Raw genomic sequence first — 22,298 nt, forward strand, 5'->3', positions numbered from 1 at the left:
ATCTCTTCTGGGCCGCAGTATCGCGGTTACGAATACAAAATCCCAAAAAGTCGGTAATCCTTAGCGCAGGAAAACCGACTTTTCTTTAGGTAAAAACTGTCTTAGCGTGGGTTTTTAAGTTATTTGATTGGCGGTATCTTTTAAGGGAAAAGTGGATTATTATTTTTAACTGTTAGCTCCACTTATATGAACTGCGAGTTCATGTTGTCATAGACAAAAAAAGGCCTGATCCCCATTACGGAACAGGAGTTAAAGCTGTAATTTTCACTGTTTCTGAACCGAGAACTCGTTGAGCTACAGTAAGGTTTCCATTTGCGTCTTTCGAGAAAAGGTTAGCTGTAAAATCACCACCTGAGGTACCATCACCTTGTATTTCAAAAGCTTGAGCTCCAGCAATATTATAGGTCTTAAATATATTAGCAAGCGGAGGTATCGCAAAAAGTTCATGTGCAATTGGTGTCTTTGCAACCTTTCTTCCAGTAATAACGAACACTTCAAGTTCAAATATAACGGTTTGTACAGCACTAGCATTACTTATATCTATATTTAATGTGGTAGCCAAACCATTATTAAGAATAGGTCCAGTTGTCCTTGGCAATTGACTCACCTCCATCAATCTTTAAATCTATGAATTAAGGAACAGGAGTTAACTGAGATATCATTTGGGTTTCACTTCCGAGAACTCCTTGGGCTCCACTGATATGCCCATTTGCACCTGTAGAGAAAATATTTATTGCTATGTCAATAGTGCCCGAGACATTATATTGAACTTCAAACGCTACAGCTCCACCAACATTAAAAGTCTTGATATCAGTAACAAGAGGAAGAATAGAAAAAAGTTCGTGTGCAATTGGAGTCAATATACCTCCGATACTTAGAAATACCTCAAGTTCAACAACACTTGTAGTGCTAAGATCATCATTACTTAGCAAGACATGTACCATAGTAGCAGGATTTGGTCCATTATTCTGAATAAGGCTGGTTGTTTGTGCCATTTATTCCACCATCTTTCTATTAAATTTTTGTGCAACGATTCACTCAATTCCGATGCAAGCGATTCGTTAAAAGTCCGAATAAGCTGCGGCATTAAAGCTTTCCGGACCAACTCGAGTCGGTAGAGTGCTATTTGAACTTATGAATGCGGAATAAATAAGCTGGTTGCTGGGAGGAGCTGGGACGTCGTAATCTGATCCCGTCACGGTATAAGGAAAGATAAGAGAAGCCTCTACTGGTGCTGTAGCTGGTAGGGTTAGGTTAGCGGAGTACACAATTGGATCTGTTATCTGTGTTCCTCTTACAACTTGGATAAGGATAGTTAAATCTGTTGCGTTACCTGGAAACGAAATGGTCAAAGTTGCGGTAAATTGTACACGTATGGTTCCGCCTGGATTCAAGCAGTCTAGCCCTACCTGTCCAAATAATGTGGGAGTGGTGGGGGTCGAAGTACTGATCGATTGTTCAAAACTGGCATGTTGCGATGTTCTTGCATCTAGTAACCTTGTCATTAATATACACCTCCTTTTTGTCGAAGCTTATCTATTATATGCAGTCTATTGAGACAAGTTTGTGTGCTACTAAATTATCGTAGTATGGAGCAAAAATCTTGAATGGATTATTCCATGACAAGATCCCCAAGGGGACCGTCGCTTCTTCCCTCATCGGTATTGGCGACGTTTCGTAAAAGTTATCAACCGCTATTTGCTCAACAATACTCTCTATCTGAACGACTGTTGATTTCCGATAAAAATAAGGTGTTTGATGTTGAAAGAAACATGCCGTGGAAACACTCGCGTACTATTACTGTTATAGTCCCATGCATTTGCGCATGGGACTAATTGTTTATTGTCCACGAAAGCTAAAACAAGACAGGATTTGTCTTGTTATGATGGTACATTAACCAATGAGCACCTCGAAAAAAACGGAAGGAATGATGATCAGGATGGAACAAAAGATACTTGATTTTGTTGTTGCGTACAACGCGATTTGGAATGAGCCGGACGCTGGCCGGCGGAGAGAGGCAATTGCCCAACTTTGGTCGGAAGAGGCAAAGCATTACACGGATACCCATGAACTGCAGGGCCACGATGCAATCGAAGCGCGAGTTGCCGAGGCCTATCACAAGTTTGTCGAGCATGGGGCGTACGCGTTCAGGCTATTGGATAACGTCAGCTCTCATCACAATGCAGTGAGGCTCAGCTGGATTATGGTGCCGCAAAAAGGCGGCGAAGCAACAGCTGCAGGAACTGTTTTCGTCTTGTTAGGGGTGGACGGCAGAATCATTTGCGACTATCAATTTACCGATGAGATTCAGGCGAAGGAGAGATCCTAATGAAAAGCTATCATGTTCAGATGGGACACGGCTTTGAGGGGATTTCCCTCATAGAGCATGATATGCCGGAACCGGGTCCGGGAGAGGCACTCGTTCGCGTGCGTGCTTGTTCGCTCAATTATCGGGAACTCATGATCCTTTTCCAAGGGCGCTACCCGTTGCCGGTCCGGTCGGACGTCGTGCCGCTGTCCGATGGGGCGGGTGAAGTCGTGGAGGTGGGAGAAGGAACAACGCGGGTCAAGCCGGGCGATCGGGTGGCGGCGTCCATATTCCCGAAATGGACTGACGGCCCTTTCCGTTTAGAATCCGCGGATCAAATAGGCGGCTCGCTTAACGGCATGCTCTCGGAATATGTCGTACTGAACGAGCAAGCACTCGTTCATATTCCCGGCCATCTATCCTTTGAGGAAGCCGCAGCACTGCCATGTGCGGGCGTAACCGCGTGGCATGCGCTCACTTGCGGCGTGCCGGTCGAAGCGGGAAGTACCGTCCTAACGCTCGGCACGGGCGGCGTGTCCCTCTTCGCCCTTCAATTTGCGAACCGGCTCGGTGCCCGTGTCATCTCGACCACTTCATCAGCAGCGAAAGCGAAGAGACTCAAGCAACTCGGCGCGGACGAAGTTATCGACTACACGGAAACTCCGGACTGGCACTCGGCCGTGCGGGAGTTGACGGACGGCCGTGGCGTCGATCGCGTCGTGGAGGTTGGCGGCGCAGGAACGCTGGCGCAATCCATCATGTCGACAGCGTTCGAAGGACAGATCATCTTGATCGGCAGCCTCGCCGAGAGCACGAAGACGATCGATTTCAACGCACTCGTTTCCAATGTGTACTCGCTTCACTCGATCGCCGTGGGCAGCCGCGTGCAATTCGAAGCAATGAACCGTTTTATGTCAGATCAAGGACTGAAGCCAGTGATTGACCGGAGCTTTTCTTTCCACGAGTTCGAAGCGGCAATTGCTTACTACAAGGATCAGTCTCATATGGGCAAAGTCGTGATTCGCCTCGACTGAACATACAATTATTCGTCTTCTCCGCCTTGCGGCCCTGTTTCCCGGGCCGCAAGGCTTTTGCCATCCGGCGACGGAAGAGAGACGCTTCGCATATCCCGAATAGGAGAATTCGGATCCACTTAAGAGAGCGGCGATGCTTTCATTCAACTCCCATATCTTGTTGTACCAGAATCAGGTATCTTATACATAAGACCTTTCTTCGCTTGCTTTAGAAGGAATGCATCCCTCCGCAAAGGAACGGAATAAAAATGTTAAAATCACAGCGGCTCATCCAGCTCATCATGATGATCAACGCCAAGAAGTCTTTTACAGTGCCGGAGCTCGCGGCCGAATTTGGTCTCTCCACCCGCACGATCACCCGCGATCTGGAGGAGCTAAGTACGCTCGGGGTTCCCATTTACTCGGTGCAGGGTAAGGGAGGCGGCTACCGCCTGCTGCGCGAGCGTTCACTTCCGCCTATCTCGTTTTCCGAAAGCGAGGCGGTCGCGATGTTCTTTGCCTGCCAGTCTCTGCAGTATTTCGGTTCGCTTCCGTTCGACGAGGGAGCAGCGGCTGCGCTGCACAAGTTCTACTACTACCTACCGACCGACGTCAAATCGCAAATCGATCGGTTGCGCGACAAAGTGGTGATTTGGAGTCCACAGCGCGACATGTCCGCACCCGCTCTGCAAACGTTGATGCAGGCGATCATGGTGCAAAGCGTCGTGACGATTGCCTACCAATCCAGCCATGGTGTCACAACCCGGGATATCCAGCCCGTAGGTCTCTATGCAAGCCATGGGTTCTGGTATTGCCCGGCCTACTGCTTCCAGCACGAAGCGTACAGGCTGTTTCGCGGGGACCGCGTACTCTCCGCCAGCCTAAACCCAGACATTGCATGTCTAGAGGAAGTCGATCGGAGAACCGTGAAGAATTGGAACGAACCGGAGCTGCAGCAAATGGAGAAAATCGTGTTGGGCGTACGTTTGAATCCAGGAGGTCTGCGCAAGTTGGAAACAAATGGCTGGTTTGCTGGGGCAATCGAGCGAAACGATGACGGTAGCGCATCGATCCGCATGGAGGTACCTAGAGAGAGGCTGAATTTCTACGCCGATATGATATGGGAATTGGGCGAGGACGCCCAGATTGTGGAACCGGAGGAGGCCGTAGTTTACCTGAGGTGTAGAGTCGAGAAGATGCGAGCGATGTACGGCTGAAGTCATCAATACTTTTTTAAAATGGACTATTTAAATTATTACACGGGAACTATAGTTCAATGAAATAGGAGCGGATTGCCTCGGCAACTGCTCCTTATTTTTATTATGCTAAATGGCAGTAAAATGGAAAAAATCTTAGCGCCATTGACAAAGCTCTGGAGTAGTTTTACATTATTAATGAGTGAGTAACTCACTCATTAATTTTCGACCATCCAAAAGGAGATGAAATACATGAAAAAAACTAACCTTCTCATGGATTTGATGCTGCGCAGTCGAAATCAACGCCAAAACGCAAGGCTCTTACAGATCCAATCACCTAACAGCATCGTTGAAAGTCGTTATGTGAAAATCGGAGGTATCGATCAATGGGTAACGATTCGAGGGGAGGACAGAAATAATCCCGTGTTATTGGTGATTCATGGCGGGCCTGCTTCAACTTATTCAATTTTCAGCCCATTATTACGTTCGTGGGAGAAGTATTTTACCATTGTTCAATGGGATCAGAGAGGCGCCGGCAAGACGTTTACCAGGAACGGAGAAGACGGATGCGGAACTATCAGCTTTGACCTTCTCGCTCAAGACGGAATAGAATTGGCGGAATATCTAATTAATAAACTCCATCAGCCACAAGTGATTCTCCTAGGCAGTTCTGTAGGCAGCTTGACTGGGATTATGATGGCCAAACAGCGTCCGGACCTTTTTTATGCCTATGTCGGCACGGACCAAAACGCCCCGGATTCCGGGAATCTAGCTTACCGGCTGACGTTAGACGCCCTCCGGGCGGCCGGCCATAGCAAGGGAGCCCAATTAGTAGAGAAAATGGGACCTGACCGCTCCAAATGGAATCGAAAAGATTTCGATAAACGAAATCAATATCTCGTTAAAGCCAGCCAAGACGTCCCTAATATGGTTATGGATCTCATATTGCCGTGTATGCTCTCCTCTCCTGAACATCGAATAAGCGATATCATCGACTACTTCAAAGGGATGAGCTTCTCTCTCCATCATTTGTTTGACGCACTAGTGACATTTGACTTCAGCAAGGTTGGCTTCAGTTTTGAGCTGCCCGTCTTTATTTTTCATGGGGACAAAGACATCGTAACGCCGACAGCACTCGCAAAATCGTTCTTTGACGGCATTGAAGCTCCTCATAAAGAATTTACTTTGATACGTAATGCCGGCCACCTTGCTTGTTTTGCCCGGGCTGAGCAATTTCTGGAAGAGCTTCTTAATCGTGTACGTCCGCTCATAGCCGACACGAATAACAAGACGCAAAAGAGATAAACGCGGAGTTTTCATGTTACAATGAGGAATATAACGTTAAGAACGGAGAATGAGACCCATTGTCGCCCCTAAACAAACAGCAACTGAATCAGATCCGCGACGAACGCAGAGAGCAGATCAAACAAGCTGCGCTCAAAATCTTTGCCCGTCGCGGATTTGCAGGAACGAAGACGAGCGTGATCGCTGCGGAAGCCGGCATCAGTGAAGGCCTGATTTTCCGTTATTTCAAAACCAAAGACGAATTGTTTACCTCTCTCGTTGAGGAGTTAATGTCAGAAGCGACGAAAGAGCTCCGAGACGCCAAGCACTTGCCCGGATCACCTTTGGAACAAATCAAAGCATTTACCGAAGATATGCTCGACGAGAACAACAAGTACGCGTTTATGTTCATGCATAGGGCGCGTAAGGCAGAAGTTATCCCAGAGGAAGCCGCGAGGATTCTTGAACAAAATCCGGTCGATGAATTGCTGAATCGGCTGGTCCCGATCTTTATCAAAGGTCAGCAAGCCGGACAGTTCATCGAGGGGGAACCGCTAAAGCTGATAGCCTGGTATATCTATACCATCAATTCGCTCATTATGGAGGAAGTGGGTCAGGAAGAGCATGGGCCGCCGAGCGTAGAGTTCTTACTGCGGTTATTAATAAAATAACTTTCATGATAGTGGGGGGCTGCCGCGAGGATAGCTCCTTTTTGATTCTCGTTAATATCGTTATTAACAGTTTTCGTTGCATTGATATCTTACCCCCAGGATTACGGGCCACATGTCATAATAAAAATATGGAATGATCAAAAATGAATCAAAACCTTCCTCATAGGTATCCGTTCAAGCAAAGCCGTCCTACATCGAATAAAGTAACTTACAGTAGGAGGAGGCGACAGGAGGCGTTTGAACATGCCAATGAAAAATGGATGTCAATACATGGAGCGGATCAATATAAACTTGCCGGACATCTGGCTCGCGGGTGAGAAGGTGACAGGACCGATCTCCGATCATAGAGCTTTCAAAGGACTTATGGCAACTCAGCGATCCATGTACGATATGCAGCACTCCGATGAATGGAAAGCAAAAATGTCATACCCATCTCCGCTCACAGGCGATCCCGTCGGACTTTCCTTCATGCAGCCAAAGACGAAGAAAGATTTGGCCGCACGCCGAGGTATGATGCAGGCATGGGCTTATCGGCATCACGGATTTCTGGGACGCGCTCCCGATTACATGAATACAGCTTTAATGGCGTATTTTGCAGCAGCCGGTATTCTGGAAGAAGGAAGTCCGCAGTTTGCATCCAATTTACGAAATTATTATGCATACTGCCGTGAACATGACATTACCCTATCGCACGTGTTTATTCAGCCGAAGGCGAGCAGATTTCCAGACATCTTCAGAGTATTTAATTTTCCAGCGGCAGCGCGTGTGGTGGATAAGAATAAGGACGGCATCGTGGTTCGCGGAGCTTTCTTGTTAGATACTCAAGGGGCTACCTCGGATGAAATTCTTGTGTTCCCAACACCGGCCCCTTCCGATGCTGATGATAACCCTCACGCATTTGCATTTGCTGTGCCGAGCAATCTTGCCGGAGTCAAATTTATTTGCAGGGAAAGCTTCGTAGGAGGTGATTCGTCATACAATTATCCGCTAAGCTCGCGATTTGAGGAGATGGATACGTTGGTCATTTTCAACGACGCGTTGGTCCCTTGGGACCGGGTGTTTATATGTGGAGATGAGACGATGGCGAAACGATTGTTTGACGAAAGCCATTTTTATATTCATGCCGGCACACAAATTATGTGCAAAAACATTGCAAAAACGGAGTTTCTGCTAGGAACAATTGAAAATATGATTGATGCGGCAGGGCTGAGTTGCTATGAGCAAGTGATCGAGAAGGTGACGGAGGTTATCGTCGCTTTGGAAATGCTTAAGGCGTTGCAGATCGCCGCAGAGCAGCGGGCTGCTCGCGACCGTTGGGGGAGTATGCTTCCTGATCGGAAGCCGCTTTTAGCTGCCAATGCTTATTACCCCAAAATATACCCTCGAATGATTGAGATCATTCAATTGATAGGGGCCAGTGGACTAATCATGATTCCGGACGAGGCCGATTTTAATAGTGAAATCAGTCCTCTTCTACATTTATATTTGAAAGGCATTGATCTGGATGCCAAAAAAAATGTGCAGCTATCGAGGCTGGCGTGGGAGCTGAGCGTCAGTACGTTTGGAGGAAGGGAGTCGGTGTATGAGCGTTTCTTCTTTGGTAACCCCAACACTGTGAACAACCGTTTGTATCATGGATATGGCGGGAGGGAGATTTTTAAAAAAAGGGTAACAGATTTTTTGTCTGAATAAAGCTACAACTTATTTAAATCACCAGGAAACGGTAGCAGCCCTTGTTGATCTGCTGCCGTTTTCTCATTGGGCAGGATACTGTGGTGGCCCATCATCTCCATCCTCCTTTGGAAGAATAAAATTTTCCAAAATGGGCAACATAATCAAAAATTAACCACAAGGAGTCGTATCCCACTTGATTTCTTTGATGTTTATCTTTATGTTCACAAGCCTCGTTACGCTTTTGGCTCTTTTTGACACATTCATCTACAATAGATCTTTGTATCAATCCTACCTAAATTTGGCAAGTATCCATACGAGCTTCGGCACGTTCATCCTGCTACTGCAATTAGCGGTTGCATTAGCCGTATGTTTATATCTGGACATCAAAAAGTCACGGTCGGTAAAACGCAATGAATCAAAGCAATGAGCAAATTTCTCTATCCCAAATATTTTTGCTGATTGTAGCATTTGAAACAGGCAGCGCTATCATTTTCGGCATCGGCAGTGATGCTAAACAGGACGCGTGGATTTCGATTTTACTGGCATCTGCCACGGGAGTCGCTCTCCTGCTGGTATACTTCTCATTCATGCTTCGACTGCCTGGGCGGCATTTATTTGAAATTATGGAATTCGCCATGGGTAAACCAATTGCGGCCGTATTCATTTACCTTTATGTGATCTATTTTTTCTACATTTGCGCACGAGTGGGCCGCGACTTAGTCGAATTGATAAAAACCTTACTCTTGACCCAAACGCCAATTGAGATGCTGCATCTTGCCCTTTATTTACTTTGCATATACCTTACAGGCTCGGGGCTTCAAGTTATTGGTCGGATCGGAGAATTATTCGCCCCGCTTTTGATCAGCTTTTTAATTCTGATCGGCATTCTTTTAATTCTTGACGGGGTTGTCATGTTTAAAAATCTGCTGCCCGTCATTGGCGAGGGATTCGGACCGATTATTAAAGCTGCGTTTCCGAGCTTGGTTACTTTTCCATTCGGTGAACTGATCGCATTCACATTGATCATTCCATTCACCACACATCTCAACAAAGTTCGGAGCGTCGGAGTGTTTGCCATCATCGTTAGTTCATTAGGTCTAGTATTCTCCTGCATCATCCAAATCGGTACGATTGGCATTGACGGAAGATCAAGAGCAACCTTTCCGCTGCTTAGCGCTACACGCATTTTGACCATAGGAAATTTTATCGAGCGTATCGATGCGCTTGCGGCATTCATCATGATGCTGGGCATCGTGATCAAGGTTTCCGTATTCTTTTATGGCGGACTTAAGGGATTGGAGCATTTGACGAACGTCCGTTATCAATTGTTTGTCATTCCGATGGGGCTGATGCTTTCCGTCTTGTCAGTCATTGTTTCCCATAATTTTGCCGAACACGTCTATGAAGGTATTAAGCTCGTTCCATTTATCCTTCATATTCCATTTCAAATCGCATTTCCATGCGTATTATGCGGAATCGTCATATGGAAAACGAGAAAAAGGGCAGCTGAAGGCAATAAACCGTAAGGTGGGATTTTCTGATGAATTTCTTAAATGCTGACCGAGCAACGACAAGAAACTCGCTGCTTCCCGAAGGTATGGATGATGCTCTGGTATCCGCCATATTGGAAACGAATCTGGATAATCTCAAAGCGGCATTCGGCAGCACACTCGACATTCACTTTGACCGGATGCTTGTTGACGGGCAATGCGCGTTATTATGCTTTCTCGATAGTATGACAAACGCGCAGGAAATCGATACCATAAGACAACCTTTATTGACCCCAGCACACGCATCCCAATATTTCAACGATTTGGAACATTTCAGGATGCAGCTGTATCCGGGGTATTCTTACGTTATCGTTACCGAACTGGAGAAAGCTTTATCATGTTTATTGGACGGATATGCTTTATTGTTCTTCGATCAAATCGATAAGGCTCTAGCGCTTTCTATCGTTAATCTTAAGTCTAGAAGCATTCAAGAGCCTACCACGCAAACGATCATCCGCGGTCCCAAAGATTCGTTTACGGAAAATTTGCAGACCAATATTTCCCTTGTTCGGCGCCGGATCAAACATACTGCGCTTCGTTTCGAATCTTTTCAGCTAGGAAAAGATACTCAAACCTCAGTGGTTATGGCTTACATGCAAAATATTGCAAACGAGAACATCTTGGCTGAATTACGCCTTCGCCTGCAGCGGCTGAAAATTAGTACACTGATGGATTCGTCCGTTCTCGAAGAATCGTTAAGCGACAATATGTATTCGCCTTTTCCAATGTTTCTAAATACGGAAAGGCCTGATACGTTAGCCGGCAGCCTCATTCAAGGAAAAATGGCGGTCATCGTGGACGGAAGTCCGTTTGCCATCATAGCTCCGGCGGTGTTCGACGATTTTTTCCGAAGTCAGGAAGATTATTATCAACCATATCTCATGTCGATGTTTATCCGCATGATTCGATACATTTCGCTTTTTCTTACCATGGTATTGCCAGCGTTCTATTTGTCGATCACAACCTATCATCAAGAACTGATCCCGTCTTTATTGTTAATAACGATTATTTCACAGCGGGAAGTGGTTCCCTTTCCAACCGTTATCGAAGTGTTGCTCATGGAAACCACCTTCGAAATTATAAGGGAGGCTGGCATACGAATGCCGAGAGCTGTCGGCAATGCGGTGTCCATCGTCGGTACTCTCGTTATTGGACAAGCTGCCGTCGAAGCTGGTATCGTTTCGAGCATTATGGTAATTATCGTTTCGCTTACCGGAATTGCCAGCTTCGTTGTGCCGGTATACTCCATGGCACTTACCATCCGTTTGCTTCGTTTCCTGTTAATCCTATTGGGTGCACTAATGGGCTTATACGGTATCGGTTTCGGTCTAATTCTCATCATGATTCATTTAGTAAAGCTGAATACGTTGGGAATCCCTTATTTGACACCATTTGCGCCTTTCTCCCGGCGGGATATTATCGGAGTATTGATTCGACTGCCTTATCCGAAAATGTTCCAAAGAAACTTCTTTTTGAAAACAAAATCGCCGCTTCGTAAAACAAACAAAGAAACAAGAGATTGAGAGACCTCCAACAATGAAAGCGATCAAACGATTTATTTTAACGGGAATAGCAATGCTGATCCTTTTGTCGGGATGCACCGAGACAACTGAAATGAACAATTTGTTTGTTGTATTCGGCATGGCGCTCGATAAAGGCGAAAAAATGAAATGGAAGCTTTCCGTACAAGTTATCAATCCGACAGAAGTGGGCAAAAAAACGGCGGTGGGAACTATGCCTGCTATCGTTTATAGTCAGGAAGGGAATTCGGTGGAGGAGGTACGCCGCAAAATGAATGCCGGGCTTCCTCGAAAATTACTTTATTCACATGTTCGAATATTTGCACTTAACGAGGAAGTGGCCCGTGAGGGAGATCTGGATTTCCTGGACTTTTTGGAAAGAGATTGGGAACTTCGGGACGATTTCAACATGGTGTTAGTTACTCGCGGCACTGCATTGGAAGTCATCTCAACGATAATACCGGGAGGGTTTATACCCTCGACCAAATTATTTCGGCAAAGCAGTAATTTTAATAATGAATGGGGGGGAGATCCGCAAGTTAAAATGAAAGACCTGATCGCAGCGTTCACCTCTAAAGGCAGGGACCCTGTCATCGAAACGGTTACCGTCCAAGGGAATGCGGAAACCGGCTCAAACGATAAAAATTTAAAATCGGATCTCATTCGCAACAATGTAACCTTATCTGGACTTGGGGTGTTTAACAAACAGAAACTTGTCGGATTCCTTAACTTGGATGATACTCGCAACTACTTATGGACACAGAACATGATTAAAAGCACAGTACTGACGGTACCTTGTAAAGACAACGGTCATTTTGACGTCAGTGTATATGATTCAGGAACAAAAATAAAAGCGTTCTACAACACCGGCACCCCTACCGTAATCGTTAAAGTGTTTATCAACGGCATAGTTGATGGTCTGTCCTGCAAAGGCGCTGATTTATCGAAACCTCAAACCTTTCTAGAATTGGAACAATTAGCGGAACGTAAATTAAATGCATCCATAGAGAATACCATGAAGAAGGTGCAGGCTGAATTCGGATCGGATATTTTTGGTTTTGGCGAAGATATGTACAGGCAGGATAAGGCCGCGTTCAAAAAGGTTCGTCAAAACTGGAACGAAGAGTTTAAGCGCGCAGAGCTTAAGGCCGATGTCTCCATCCATATAAGAAGAACCGGACTAAAATTGAAAAGCTACACAGATGAATTTAAGTGAAACTTCGAAGCATTTTCATGTCATTGCAAATTGCAGTCGAATCGTTTATTATGGACTTCGTAGATCCATAATAATATTGGGAAGGGAGGAGAGAAAAATGCAGTTCTCCAAAAGTACAGATTACGCCCTGCACGCCTTAATTCATTTGGGACACTCGGAACGTAGCAACAACGTCGGAATTAAGGAATTATCTGTGACACTTGGCGTTTCCGAAAGCTATTTATCCAAAATCATGTCCAAGCTGAGGCAGGATGGAATCGTACGTGCTGTCCCGGGGGTGAATGGCGGTTACGAGCTTGCACGGCCGGCCGATCAGATTACTTTTTTTGATGTCATACAAGTGATTGAAGGAAGACAGCAGCTGTTCGAATGCTCGAATTTGAATTCGCGGCAGCATCGGTTGTTAACTGATGAGGGGGCTGCGCAGCGGGATCAGGAACGTTCAGGAAATTGCGAATGTTTGGTTGCGAAGGTGATGGACGGCGCGGAACGGCAGCTTCACCAATACTTGCGAGAGCACACGATTCAATCAGTACTCGATGAGGCTTTCAAGCGTTGCGACCATGAACTAAACAAGAAGTAATGCACTTCTTGCGTTTTAATTATGGATATCATAGATCTATGGAGGTATATTATGACGGTGAAAAAACAGTTTCTCGATGTGGCGATTATTGGCGGCGGCCCGGCAGGATTGAATGCCGCTCTTGTGCTGGGGCGGGCGAGGAAAAATGTAGCGGTGATCGATGAAGGCCGTCCCCGCAATGCCGTGACGCACGAGGCCCACGGGTTTCTAACCCGCGACGGAATAAGTCCTGGTGAATTTCGGCGAATTGCAAAGGAAGAGATCAGCGCCTATCCCTCCGTGTTTTTCGTGGCGGATACGGCCGAGTCGATTAGGGGAACAGATGGTCATTTTCAAATTACGACTGGACAAGGAAAAGTCTTTGAAAGCAAAAAGGTACTGTTTGCAGTCGGCATGAAGGATCGGCCGCTGGACATTCCGGGGCTGGCGGAGATTTATGGGAAAAGCGCCTTTGTATGCCCGTATTGCGATGGCTGGGAATTAAGAGACGAGCCGCTTGTTGTCATTAACAAGGGAGTTGAGCTCATGCACTTCGCGCCATTGATATCCGGATGGACGAACCGTTTTACAATCTGCACGAATGGTCCTGATGAATTGACGGATGCTCAGCGTGAGGAGCTCCGGCGACATCAAGTACCTATGTTCGACTCGCGGATTCGGCACATCGACTCAAGCGGCGGGATCGTGCGGCAAGTCGTTCTTGAAGACGGGACGTCCATTCCGTGCAGGGGGATCTTTTTTAAACCGGAGCTGGTTACGGGATCGGACTTGCCGCGTGCCATTGGATGCCAAACCACGGAAGCAGGAATGGTTGTCGTCGATTCTTTCGGAAAAACGAACGTTCCGGGCGTCTATAGCGCCGGGGATGCGGCATCGCGAATGCATCAGGCCATTGCCGCTGCCTCTATGGGCGCAATTGCCGCCGCGGCCATAAACAATGAATTGAATACGGAGCTTTGGATGCGAAATGAGGAATGAGCATGAACGATTTGTTTAATGAAGTCATTTGGGAAAAAGAATGGAAAGACGATTCCGATACCGCCGTGAACAAGATGAAAAAGGCCGGAATCGAACCGGCAAGAGCCTTTGATAATAAAGCCAGGTCTTTCAACGAGCAATCGTTTAATGAAGAGGGAAGAAAACGGACCAAACGTATCCTAAACTGGATTGAAGGACAAGGAGTTCGATTCGAAAACGCCTCCATTTTGGATATTGGCGCCGCCTCGGGAGGATTTTCGGTGCCGTTTGCGGAGCGAGGAGCCCGAGTAACCGCCGTAGAGCCCAATCTTCCTTTGGTCGAACTGCTGGAAGAAAACATCGCAAAGCTCGGCGAAGATAAGGTGAAGATAATAGCTGAACCTTTTGAAGATATTGATGTAGAGGCCAGAGGCTGGAGCCATGCCTTCGATCTCGTCTTTGTCTCGATGTGCCCGGTCATTCTCAATTGGGAAAGTGTTGAAAAGGTGCTCCGTTGCGCCCGGAAGTTTTGTTATATCAGTATGCCGGCCGGTTCCACAGAGCATAGTCTGGTGAATGAAATTTGGCCGCTCATCACCGATCAGCCCTTCAAAACGAATAACAAAGAAATGGGATATCTACTCCATCTGCTGTATCTCAAAGGCTTCTCCTATGAGTCGCTTATATCGCGAGAAACGAAGACGATGGAAGTCTCCAGAGAAGATGCTTTGCAAGAAGCGATGACCTGGATTCGCAATCGCGGTCTGCCCGCAGATGATCAGAATCGGAAAAAGGTAGCAGACTACTTGGAGCAAACATACCCCTCTGGCAAAGTGGTCATCCGGCAGAGCGGCCGTTTTGGCAAGGTACTAATTCGATTGCACGATCAGAACATGTACATGAGAGAAATTTGAGTCTAAATAGCTTAGTGGAGGAGTTTGCTTTACAGCAGCTCCTCTTTTCGTTTATTGAAGTAACAGGCAGTTAAATGAAAACAACGTGAAAATTTTCAAAAAAATACTGGACTGTTTGTTCCGGAAAGATTATACTGTTTTTACGGAGAAGGAGGTGTTAACCATCGGTCGTACAAAGGAGTTTGACAAGGAGCTCGTACTTCATAAGGCAATGTTAGTTTTTTGGGAAAAAGGTTACGAAGCAGCGAGCATACCGGATTTGTTAGAAGCAATGGAAATAAGCAGATCAAGTATGTACGAAACATTTGTGGATAAACAGACGCTTTATGTTGAGGCCATACACCATTACAAAAAAGTAGGGCAAAATAAAAGAATTCTCTTGGTAAATGCGTCGTCTGCGAGAGCAGGAATACGACAATATTTTGATCAGCATATTACATTCGCATTGAATGAGGATTTGCCGAAAGGATGCTTGATTACAAACGCAGCTATCGGTATGGATTCACCGGATGAACAACTGCGTAAATTGATACGTGACAGATTTGAGGAATTGGAACAGTTATTTTATGATCTTTTAAGTAAAGGACAACAGATGGGAGAAATCGATCCGAGGAAAGATGCTAAGGTTCTAGCACACCTATTGCTTAACCTGAATCATAGTATAAATGTAGTATCCAAGGTGAAAAGTAATAAACAAATGATGTATGACATGATAGACACAGTAATTGAGATGCTATAAACATATTTTTTTTGACTTTATTGGAACGATTGTTCCTGAAAATGATTTTCTTCGACAAGTAAAGGGGCGCTAACTATGAGTTCAATTGCAAATCAAAAAATGGATAAACCTATTTCGGCGTGGATTATACTTATTCTGGCTATTGCTTGTGGAGTAATCGCAGCGAATCTCTATTATGCGCAGCCTTTAGTGGGCCCAATCAGTTCAGCAATCGGATTGTCATCTGGTGCAGCTGGCCTGATCGTGACGCTGACTCAAATTGGTTACGGAATAGGATTATTATTTATCGTACCCTTAGGGGATATACTTGAAAACCGAAAACTTGTTGTTACGTTATTGCTCCTTACTACAATCGTTTTGACGATCGCTGCAGCAGTCAAAAGTGCTTTGCTATTTCTTGCAGTTTCACTTTTTATTGGCCTAGGATCAGTAGCAGCTCAAGTGCTGGTACCGTACGCAGCTCATCTTTCCCCAGATGCCACGCGCGGCCGAAATGTGGGTAATGTCATGAGTGGTTTGTTACTCGGCATCATGCTCGCTCGTCCTGTATCAAGTCTTGTAGCGGAGTTTATGGGCTGGCGCGCTATATTCGTCGTATCCGCCGCAATGATTTTTGTTCTGGCTCTTGTTTTAGCAAAATTGCTTCCTGTAAGGCAACCGACGATAAACACACAATACCCAAAACTTCTGGGTTCTATGATGCATTTACTCAAAACGACGCCGATCCTGCGACGCAGATCCATCTATCACGCTTGTGTATTCGGAACTTTCAGTTTGTTCTGGACAACTGTACCTTTGTTATTGACCAGTCCGACTTTCCATTTTTCCCAAAAAGGAGTTGCGCTGTTTGCATTGGTAGGGGTATCCGGGGCGATTGCTGCACCTGTAGCAGGCCGTCTTGCTGACAGAGGTTGGGTCCGACCAGCCACAGGATTAGCATTGGCTTCTGTTATCATTGCTGCAATTTTACCGCTTGTGATCCAAGGCGGCTCAACATTCGCATTAGTAACCTTGGTCGTTGCGGCCATTCTCTTAGACATGGGAGTATCGGCGAATCTGGTTCTCGGGCAACGTGCTATTTTTTCATTGGGAGCAGAGTTTCGAAGCCGGCTGAATGGTTTATACATGGCAATCTTTTTTGCTGGCGGTGCAATAGGCTCTGCAACTGGAGGGTGGGCATACGCCTTGGGCGGATGGAAGGCAGCATTGTTGATAGGCATAGCTTTACCGACCATTGCGATGATTTATTATGCGACAGAGAAAAAGGAATTGAGCTAACGGAAAAAGTTAGCTCAATATCAACATTGACGGATCAAACGTTCCCGCCGAGTCGCGCATATAGGATATAATCGACGACGGCTGGCTCGAACCCACCCGCGCGGAGTGCAGCGTTGATCTGACCACGATGGTACTGGCCGTGCAGGGCGACATGCGTCAAAATGTCCCTCAAGGACGACTCGAACGGTGCTCCGGTCTGGCTGCGATACGCAAACGGCTTGTCCAGCCGATCTTCGGGCAGGGCGTCGAGCCACACCCGGAAGCCATTTCCGTTCTCCTCGACCAAAGCGGCGCAGGCACCGGGATCTGCGTCATCCGGCCATAGTACGATACCTTCGCTGCTCTCTCCTCGCAGCCGGGTCAGCCAGATGCGTTCCGCTTGGAGCACGTGCAGGAACAGAGTCGCTGCCTTGCCGGCTTCGTCCGCTGGCGTGGCTTGCAGCGCCTCCAACAGACGGCGGTTCGCCCAATCCATGTGTGCGAACAAACATCGAATCGTTTTCATGACGTTTCGACCTCCATCGTATCTTGAAATCTTTCCTCGTCCATTTGATCGTATCACGTACTGGTGCGATTTTGCCAACGCACTTGCGTGCAGAACCTGTGGTTACTTGAGCATAGCAAGTATCGTCGCTACAGCATTATCTGCAAATGTCCGATCAGGGCGAGATTTCATTAATACAGTAAGTCCGATCATTGAAACGACGAGTGTCTGTGCTAACATTTTTGAGTTCACATGGTTCCCAAGTTCGCCAGATCGCATGCCTCGTTCAATGGTTTCCTGAAAAAGCGCAGCAAGATACGTCTGATGTTCTCTAGTAAGCACTTCAAATTTTGCATCATGTGGAGCAAGTTCTACCATCACATTGAGACAAAAACACCCCCGGTTGGGTCCTTCCTCGTATACTTCCGCTACAATCCCCTCAAAGAAGGAGCGAAATGCTTCTTTAACGGATGAAACGCTTTGAAGTCGAGCGCGAACATAAGAAGAATGGATTTGGTTGTATTTGCGAAGCGCAGTTTCAAAAAGCTCCTTTTTGTCTCCGAACGCCGAGTAAATGCTTGGACGTTGAATCCCCATTCGAGTCGTTAAATCGCTTAATGAAGTTGCTTCATAACCTTTTTCCCAAAATAGTTCCATAGCTGCATGTAATGCCTTTTCTTCATCGAATGCCCGAGGACGTACCATAAACAACTCCTCTTTTCATATCGGTTAGTATAAAATAATCATATTATTTGCGGGGGATATAGTCAAATTTAATTTCTGTTTTCTTGACACTATAAGAAATTAGAAGTATATTTTACTCATGTTTGTTATGTACCGATTGGTATAATATAATCAAGTGCATTCCTAAAATAAAACGTATTTAAAGGAGACTTTCCATGACTCTTTATCTGAACACGAATTTTGGGAGCACCTTTCCTTTCGAGCCGCACTTCACAGACGCTCCCGGCTTTGCCATGCACTATGTCGACGAGGGGCCGCACGGAGATGAAACCGTCCTTTGCCTTCATGGCGAACCGACCTGGGGTTATCTGTTCCGGCATCTGATCCCGATTTTGAGCAAAGATTACCGTGTCGTCGTCCCCGACCATATGGGCTTCGGTAAAAGCGCGACGCCGCAGGACCGCAGCTATTGGCTGCAGGACCATATCGATAATCTCGAACGGTTTGTTCTGGCTCTCAACCTTCAAGACATCACCCTTGTTATGCATGATTTCGGCGGGCCGGTAGGCATGGGGTTAGCAGCGCGCCATCCGAATCGTATTCGTAGGTTGATCTCGACCAACGGGCCGACTCCGTTCGGCCAGCCGGACCTCGTCGAGAAGTTGACCGCCAATGTCGGTGTCTCACCTTGGTTCCAATGGATCTTGAGAGCCGAGAAGGAAGGGAGTCTCGAGACCGTCCTGAGCCAGCTCGGCTTTAACATCCTCAGCACACTCAAGTTGAACGGCTTCGAGAACAATGCACTAATTACCGAAACCTGGCTCGCCGCTTACGGCTCACGCTTTGTCAGCCCTGCCGACTGTCTCGGCGCTATCGGCTGGGCGAAGGGGTACGCCACCGGAGCGCACCAGTTTGAGACACCCGATGCCGCAACCGTGCGCGCCATCCGCGAGAAACCCGCGCTAGCGATCTGGGGTGAGGCCGACCGCACGCTCCAAGCCGAGCATTTTCTGCCGCTTTTCACCGAACTATTTCCAACTGCTCCCGTCCATCGGCTCGCAGGCGTGGGTCATTATTGCCTGGAGGACGCGCCGGACGAAATTGGACGCATCGTCGCGGACTTCATCCGGCGGAACTGAATAGACGCAATCCGGATTCGTTGCCTCATACAAGTTTCTACAAAATCTTCATGTTTTTTTCATAATCATGATTTATGCTTTATTTAATTTCGAATATTGATGAAGCGGGTGGGCGAGTGGGTTCAATGAAAATGGTTTCGATTATAGTTGTCAGTCTGCTTAGCTCTGCTTTATGCATCCAATCTCCGGTGTTTGCCGAGACGGCTAAGTCTAAGCTGATAACGGATATCCATGGGTTTTGGGCAGAAGCTACGTTAGACCAATGGTTGGATTCTGGGTGGTTGCATGGCTACGATGATAAAACGGTTCGACCGGATCAACCCGTGAGCCGAGGAGAATTTATTTCTTTGATTAATCGTTCGTTTCAATTTACACAGACAACGCCGATTACTTTCAATGATTTGAAACAAGATGAGTGGGAGTATGAAGAGGCACAAAAAGCGGTAAAAGCGGGGTACATAACCGGTTATCCGGATCATACCGTACATGTTCATGAGCCTGTTAGCAGACAAGAGGCTGCCATTATTATCGCGCGGTTATTAGGAATTAATGCCGCATCAACGGTTGGGAAGATTGATTTGTTGGATACGGGAAGCTTGCCGTCTTGGAGTAAAAACGCAATCAGGGCTGTAACGGAAAAAGGTATAATGGAAGGGTATGATGATCACATGTTCCGTCCTACTCAGTCAATAACTCGTGCTGAAGCGGTGGTTGCTTTGGATATGGCCTTAAAAGCGCGTCAATAATTTTAATGTTTTAAAATTTTAAAAAATTATATTTACCTCTCCGTGGTTATTTGATAATATAATCGCAATATCAAATGCGATGAAGAGAAGAGTAAATAAAAACATTCTTTCACAGAGAGCTCCGTCAGCTGAAAAGGAGCATAGAGTTTTTTATTGAAAAAAGCCTCAGAGCAGCCCATCGGAACCTCATAAAAGGGGATGGTGTGTCAGGAGCTCCTGTTACAGAGCTAAAGTATAAGCATTTTACATTGTAATGCCGTACTTGAAGAGGCTAATATGGCGACGTATTAGCGAATCTGGGGTGGTACCACGAGTATGCAAATCTCGTCCCTAAGACTAATGTCTTGGGGGTGGGATTTTTTTATTGTTGCAAAGGACAGATCAGCATACAAGTAACATACGGTACACACCAAATTAGAAGTTTTGAATAGTTATTTAGAGGAAGATTATTGCGTTTCCAGACTTTTTGAAAGGATTTGAATAACAGATGTCAGAAAAACTTAAAGTTGGTATTGTCGGTGGAACGGGAATGGTTGGCCAGCGGTTTGTTCAGTTGCTGGATCACCATCCTTGGTTTGAGGTAACGGCCATTGCAGCAAGCAGCGGTTCTGCAGGTAAAACATATGAGGAATCTGTGCAAGGCAGATGGAAGTTGTCTGGTCCGATACCTGAAAATGTGAAAAATATTGTCGTCCAGGATGCATCGAAAGTGGAGGAAGTTGCCGCTCGGGTCGATTTTATTTTTTGTGCGGTTGATATGAAAAAAAATGAAATTCAAGCGTTGGAAGAAGCGTACGCAAAAACGGGCACGCCTGTTATTTCCAATAATTCGGCTCACCGCTGGACGCCTGACATCCCGATGGTCATTCCGGAAGTTAATCCCGGGCACATTGAAGTAATAGCTGCACAGAGAAAGCGGCTCGGAACCTCGACCGGATTTATTGCCGTTAAGCCCAACTGTTCCATTCAGAGCTATGTGCCGGCACTTCATGCGCTGCTTGATTACAAACCAACCAAAGTGGTTGCATCGACGTATCAGGCCATTTCCGGAGCTGGCAAAAACTTCACTGATTGGCCCGATATGTTAGATAATGTCATTCCTTATATTGGCGGCGAGGAAGAAAAAAGCGAGCAGGAGCCGCTGCGCATTTGGGGCAGCATCGTAAATGATGAAATTATTAAAGCAAGTTCACCTTTAATAACAACGCAGTGTATTCGCGTTCCGGTAACGGATGGACATCTGGCTACGGTATTCGCATCGTTCGAGAACAAACCTTCGAAGGAAGATATTCTTGATCGCTGGCTGCGATTCAAAGGAAGACCGCAAGAACTTGGACTTCCAAGCGCACCCAAGCAGTTCATAACCTATTTTGAAGAAGAGAACAGACCTCAGACGAAACTTGACCGTGACATTGAGCGCGGTATGGGGGTTTCAGCGGGAAGATTGCGCGAGGATTCCATATACGATTATAAATTTGTAGGACTATCGCATAATACATTACGCGGAGCAGCAGGCGGTGCTGTTCTGATCGCCGAACTGCTTAAAGCGGAAGGGTACATTCAGGCGAAGTAAAGGCGCAGAATGATTCGAATAGACAGACCAAAAAGCAAACTTTCCGATACTTTCGGAGGCTTGCTTTTTTTCTGTTGGCTCAAGGAAACGGTAGCAATGTATAATGACCGTAGGGTATATACAATACCCTGTTTTCATGAAGGAGTGAGCATCTTATACCTTAACTAATCGCAGAAAGGAGCAATAGTATGAATTTTAATATGAAAGAAGCTATTGAGGTTCTGGAGCGTACGCCACAAACATTGGAGTATTTTTTATCAGGTTTATCCGACGGGTGGTTGCAATGCAATGAAGGCGAAGGAACCTGGAATGTCTCTGAAGTGATTGGGCACCTCATTGAGGGAGAGAACAATAATTGGATACCGAGGTTAGAATTTATCCTACAAGAAGGTGAAAGGAAACCATTTCCTCCATTTGATCGCTATTCTCACTTGAATGAGAGGTCTGAAAGATCGATTGAACAAAAGTTGCTTGAATTTAAAGCGATTAGAATCCAAAATACAACCAAACTTAAGGCGCTTATTGAACCTGAATTGCATCTTGAATTGACGGGTTCACACCCCGCATTTGGTGTAGTGAAGTTAAGAGAAATGCTTTCAACTTGGGTTGTTCATGATTTGACGCACATTGCTCAAATCGTACGGGTAATGGCCGAGAGATACAGGGCGGACGTTGGACCATGGAAAGAATATTTGGGTATATTGAAGAAATAATATCGCGTACTTGGCAAGAAAAAAAGGCTTCACAAGGATAAGATCCTTGGAGAAGC

General features: G+C 46.2%; 22 protein-coding genes, 1 pseudogene and 1 other annotated feature. Of the genes and pseudogenes, 19 read left to right on the top strand and 4 right to left on the bottom strand.

Going from position 1 to position 22,298, the window contains the following annotated elements:
• Window positions 1–235: 235 nt before the first annotated feature.
• The gene (locus ACFQZT_RS26915) at window positions 236–598 is read right to left on the bottom strand and encodes a hypothetical protein (RefSeq protein ID WP_379305036.1); all 363 of its coding nucleotides are present in this window, start codon (window positions 596–598) and stop codon (window positions 236–238) included.
• Window positions 599–632: 34 nt separating this feature from the next.
• Entirely contained in the window at window positions 633–995 is a 363-nt protein-coding gene (locus ACFQZT_RS26920) for a hypothetical protein (RefSeq protein WP_379305038.1), read from the bottom strand.
• Between the two features lie 944 nt (window positions 996–1,939).
• On the opposite strand from ACFQZT_RS26920, the gene ACFQZT_RS26925 reads away from it, so the two are divergent.
• The 15 genes and pseudogenes from ACFQZT_RS26925 (at window position 1,940) to ACFQZT_RS26990 (ending at window position 16,903) form a co-directional block, all read left to right on the top strand.
• Window positions 1,940–2,329 carry a nuclear transport factor 2 family protein gene (locus ACFQZT_RS26925; RefSeq protein ID WP_379305040.1) on the top strand — a complete coding sequence of 130 codons (390 nt, stop codon included), beginning with the start codon at window positions 1,940–1,942 and terminating at the stop codon, window positions 2,327–2,329.
• Window positions 2,329–3,342 (top strand): zinc-dependent alcohol dehydrogenase family protein, encoded by a 1,014-nt coding sequence (locus ACFQZT_RS26930; RefSeq protein WP_379305042.1) that lies wholly within the window; start codon window positions 2,329–2,331, stop codon window positions 3,340–3,342. The genes ACFQZT_RS26925 and ACFQZT_RS26930 overlap by 1 nt, the downstream gene beginning before the upstream one ends.
• A 248-nt stretch (window positions 3,343–3,590) precedes the next feature.
• A pseudogene (locus tag ACFQZT_RS34035) lies at window positions 3,591–3,761 on the top strand (helix-turn-helix transcriptional regulator); the annotation flags it as partial.
• 69 nt (window positions 3,762–3,830) lie between these two features.
• On the top strand, window positions 3,831–4,538 hold the full coding sequence (locus tag ACFQZT_RS26935; RefSeq protein ID WP_460872447.1) for a helix-turn-helix transcriptional regulator: 708 nt from the start codon (window positions 3,831–3,833) through the stop codon (window positions 4,536–4,538).
• 231 nt (window positions 4,539–4,769) lie between these two features.
• Window positions 4,770–5,822, top strand: a complete 1,053-nt coding sequence (locus ACFQZT_RS26940) for an alpha/beta fold hydrolase (protein WP_379305046.1) — start codon at window positions 4,770–4,772, stop codon at window positions 5,820–5,822.
• Between the two features lie 59 nt (window positions 5,823–5,881).
• Window positions 5,882–6,472 (top strand): TetR/AcrR family transcriptional regulator, encoded by a 591-nt coding sequence (locus tag ACFQZT_RS26945; RefSeq protein ID WP_379305048.1) that lies wholly within the window; start codon window positions 5,882–5,884, stop codon window positions 6,470–6,472.
• Window positions 6,473–6,715: 243 nt separating this feature from the next.
• Complete coding sequence (gene hpaB, locus ACFQZT_RS26950) at window positions 6,716–8,164, top strand: 4-hydroxyphenylacetate 3-monooxygenase, oxygenase component (RefSeq protein WP_379305050.1); 1,449 nt, start codon at window positions 6,716–6,718, stop codon at window positions 8,162–8,164.
• Between the two features lie 392 nt (window positions 8,165–8,556).
• Window positions 8,557–9,672, top strand: coding sequence for a GerAB/ArcD/ProY family transporter (locus ACFQZT_RS26955; RefSeq protein ID WP_379305052.1), 1,116 nt, complete (start codon window positions 8,557–8,559; stop codon window positions 9,670–9,672).
• A 14-nt stretch (window positions 9,673–9,686) separates the two neighbouring features.
• A complete protein-coding gene (locus tag ACFQZT_RS26960) occupies window positions 9,687–11,219 on the top strand; it encodes a spore germination protein (RefSeq protein WP_379305054.1) in 1,533 nt (510 codons plus the stop codon).
• 13 nt (window positions 11,220–11,232) lie between these two features.
• Window positions 11,233–12,432 (top strand): Ger(x)C family spore germination protein, encoded by a 1,200-nt coding sequence (locus ACFQZT_RS26965; protein WP_379305056.1) that lies wholly within the window; start codon window positions 11,233–11,235, stop codon window positions 12,430–12,432.
• Window positions 12,433–12,529: 97 nt separating this feature from the next.
• Window positions 12,530–13,015, top strand: a complete 486-nt coding sequence (locus ACFQZT_RS26970) for an RrF2 family transcriptional regulator (protein WP_379305058.1) — start codon at window positions 12,530–12,532, stop codon at window positions 13,013–13,015.
• Between the two features lie 57 nt (window positions 13,016–13,072).
• Window positions 13,073–13,993: an NAD(P)/FAD-dependent oxidoreductase gene (locus ACFQZT_RS26975; protein WP_379305124.1), complete on the top strand. Its 921-nt coding sequence runs from the start codon at window positions 13,073–13,075 to the stop codon at window positions 13,991–13,993.
• A 2-nt stretch (window positions 13,994–13,995) separates the two neighbouring features.
• The gene (locus ACFQZT_RS26980) at window positions 13,996–14,886 is read left to right on the top strand and encodes a class I SAM-dependent methyltransferase (RefSeq protein ID WP_379305060.1); all 891 of its coding nucleotides are present in this window, start codon (window positions 13,996–13,998) and stop codon (window positions 14,884–14,886) included.
• Between the two features lie 154 nt (window positions 14,887–15,040).
• A complete protein-coding gene (locus ACFQZT_RS26985; RefSeq protein ID WP_379305062.1) occupies window positions 15,041–15,625 on the top strand; it encodes a TetR/AcrR family transcriptional regulator in 585 nt (194 codons plus the stop codon).
• 75 nt (window positions 15,626–15,700) lie between these two features.
• Window positions 15,701–16,903: an MFS transporter gene (locus ACFQZT_RS26990; protein ID WP_379305064.1), complete on the top strand. Its 1,203-nt coding sequence runs from the start codon at window positions 15,701–15,703 to the stop codon at window positions 16,901–16,903.
• Window positions 16,904–16,937: 34 nt separating this feature from the next.
• On the opposite strand, the gene ACFQZT_RS26995 is transcribed toward ACFQZT_RS26990, so the two are convergent.
• On the bottom strand, window positions 16,938–17,408 hold the full coding sequence (locus ACFQZT_RS26995; protein ID WP_379305066.1) for a DinB family protein: 471 nt from the start codon (window positions 17,406–17,408) through the stop codon (window positions 16,938–16,940).
• A gap of 102 nt (window positions 17,409–17,510) precedes the next feature.
• Window positions 17,511–18,092 (bottom strand): TetR/AcrR family transcriptional regulator, encoded by a 582-nt coding sequence (locus ACFQZT_RS27000; protein WP_379305068.1) that lies wholly within the window; start codon window positions 18,090–18,092, stop codon window positions 17,511–17,513.
• Between the two features lie 194 nt (window positions 18,093–18,286).
• Here ACFQZT_RS27000 and ACFQZT_RS27005 point away from each other — a divergent pair, with 194 nt between their 5' ends.
• The 4 genes from ACFQZT_RS27005 (at window position 18,287) to ACFQZT_RS27020 (ending at window position 22,242) form a co-directional block, all read left to right on the top strand.
• Entirely contained in the window at window positions 18,287–19,210 is a 924-nt protein-coding gene (locus tag ACFQZT_RS27005) for an alpha/beta fold hydrolase (protein WP_379305070.1), read from the top strand.
• A gap of 125 nt (window positions 19,211–19,335) precedes the next feature.
• Window positions 19,336–19,956: an S-layer homology domain-containing protein gene (locus ACFQZT_RS27010; RefSeq protein WP_379305072.1), complete on the top strand. Its 621-nt coding sequence runs from the start codon at window positions 19,336–19,338 to the stop codon at window positions 19,954–19,956.
• Between the two features lie 70 nt (window positions 19,957–20,026).
• Window positions 20,027–20,291 (top strand) — a binding site (T-box leader).
• Between the two features lie 152 nt (window positions 20,292–20,443).
• Complete coding sequence (asd, locus tag ACFQZT_RS27015; protein ID WP_379305074.1) at window positions 20,444–21,529, top strand: aspartate-semialdehyde dehydrogenase; 1,086 nt, start codon at window positions 20,444–20,446, stop codon at window positions 21,527–21,529.
• Window positions 21,530–21,717: 188 nt separating this feature from the next.
• Complete coding sequence (locus ACFQZT_RS27020) at window positions 21,718–22,242, top strand: DinB family protein (protein ID WP_379305076.1); 525 nt, start codon at window positions 21,718–21,720, stop codon at window positions 22,240–22,242.
• Window positions 22,243–22,298: the final 56 nt, after the last annotated feature.

The organism is Paenibacillus sp. GCM10027628 (genome assembly GCF_042676385.1).
Classification (GTDB): domain Bacteria; phylum Bacillota; class Bacilli; order Paenibacillales; family NBRC-103111; genus Paenibacillus_E.

Coding starts and splice junctions, on each gene's coding strand:
- ACFQZT_RS26940 (WP_379305046.1), top strand. CDS start 4,770: ATGAAAAAAACTAACCTTCTCATGGATTTGATGCTGCGCAGTCGAAAT.
- ACFQZT_RS26925 (WP_379305040.1), top strand. CDS start 1,940: ATGGAACAAAAGATACTTGATTTTGTTGTTGCGTACAACGCGATTTGG.
- ACFQZT_RS26960 (WP_379305054.1), top strand. CDS start 9,687: ATGAATTTCTTAAATGCTGACCGAGCAACGACAAGAAACTCGCTGCTT.
- ACFQZT_RS26980 (WP_379305060.1), top strand. CDS start 13,996: ATGAACGATTTGTTTAATGAAGTCATTTGGGAAAAAGAATGGAAAGAC.
- asd (WP_379305074.1), top strand. CDS start 20,444: ATGTCAGAAAAACTTAAAGTTGGTATTGTCGGTGGAACGGGAATGGTT.
- ACFQZT_RS26930 (WP_379305042.1), top strand. CDS start 2,329: ATGAAAAGCTATCATGTTCAGATGGGACACGGCTTTGAGGGGATTTCC.
- hpaB (WP_379305050.1), top strand. CDS start 6,716: ATGCCAATGAAAAATGGATGTCAATACATGGAGCGGATCAATATAAAC.
- ACFQZT_RS27010 (WP_379305072.1), top strand. CDS start 19,336: ATGAAAATGGTTTCGATTATAGTTGTCAGTCTGCTTAGCTCTGCTTTA.
- ACFQZT_RS27000 (WP_379305068.1), bottom strand. CDS start 18,092: ATGGTACGTCCTCGGGCATTCGATGAAGAAAAGGCATTACATGCAGCT.
- ACFQZT_RS26995 (WP_379305066.1), bottom strand. CDS start 17,408: ATGAAAACGATTCGATGTTTGTTCGCACACATGGATTGGGCGAACCGC.
- ACFQZT_RS26920 (WP_379305038.1), bottom strand. CDS start 995: ATGGCACAAACAACCAGCCTTATTCAGAATAATGGACCAAATCCTGCT.
- ACFQZT_RS27020 (WP_379305076.1), top strand. CDS start 21,718: ATGAATTTTAATATGAAAGAAGCTATTGAGGTTCTGGAGCGTACGCCA.
- ACFQZT_RS26990 (WP_379305064.1), top strand. CDS start 15,701: ATGAGTTCAATTGCAAATCAAAAAATGGATAAACCTATTTCGGCGTGG.
- ACFQZT_RS26955 (WP_379305052.1), top strand. CDS start 8,557: ATGAATCAAAGCAATGAGCAAATTTCTCTATCCCAAATATTTTTGCTG.
- ACFQZT_RS27005 (WP_379305070.1), top strand. CDS start 18,287: ATGACTCTTTATCTGAACACGAATTTTGGGAGCACCTTTCCTTTCGAG.
- ACFQZT_RS26965 (WP_379305056.1), top strand. CDS start 11,233: ATGAAAGCGATCAAACGATTTATTTTAACGGGAATAGCAATGCTGATC.
- ACFQZT_RS26935 (WP_460872447.1), top strand. CDS start 3,831: ATGTTCTTTGCCTGCCAGTCTCTGCAGTATTTCGGTTCGCTTCCGTTC.
- ACFQZT_RS26970 (WP_379305058.1), top strand. CDS start 12,530: ATGCAGTTCTCCAAAAGTACAGATTACGCCCTGCACGCCTTAATTCAT.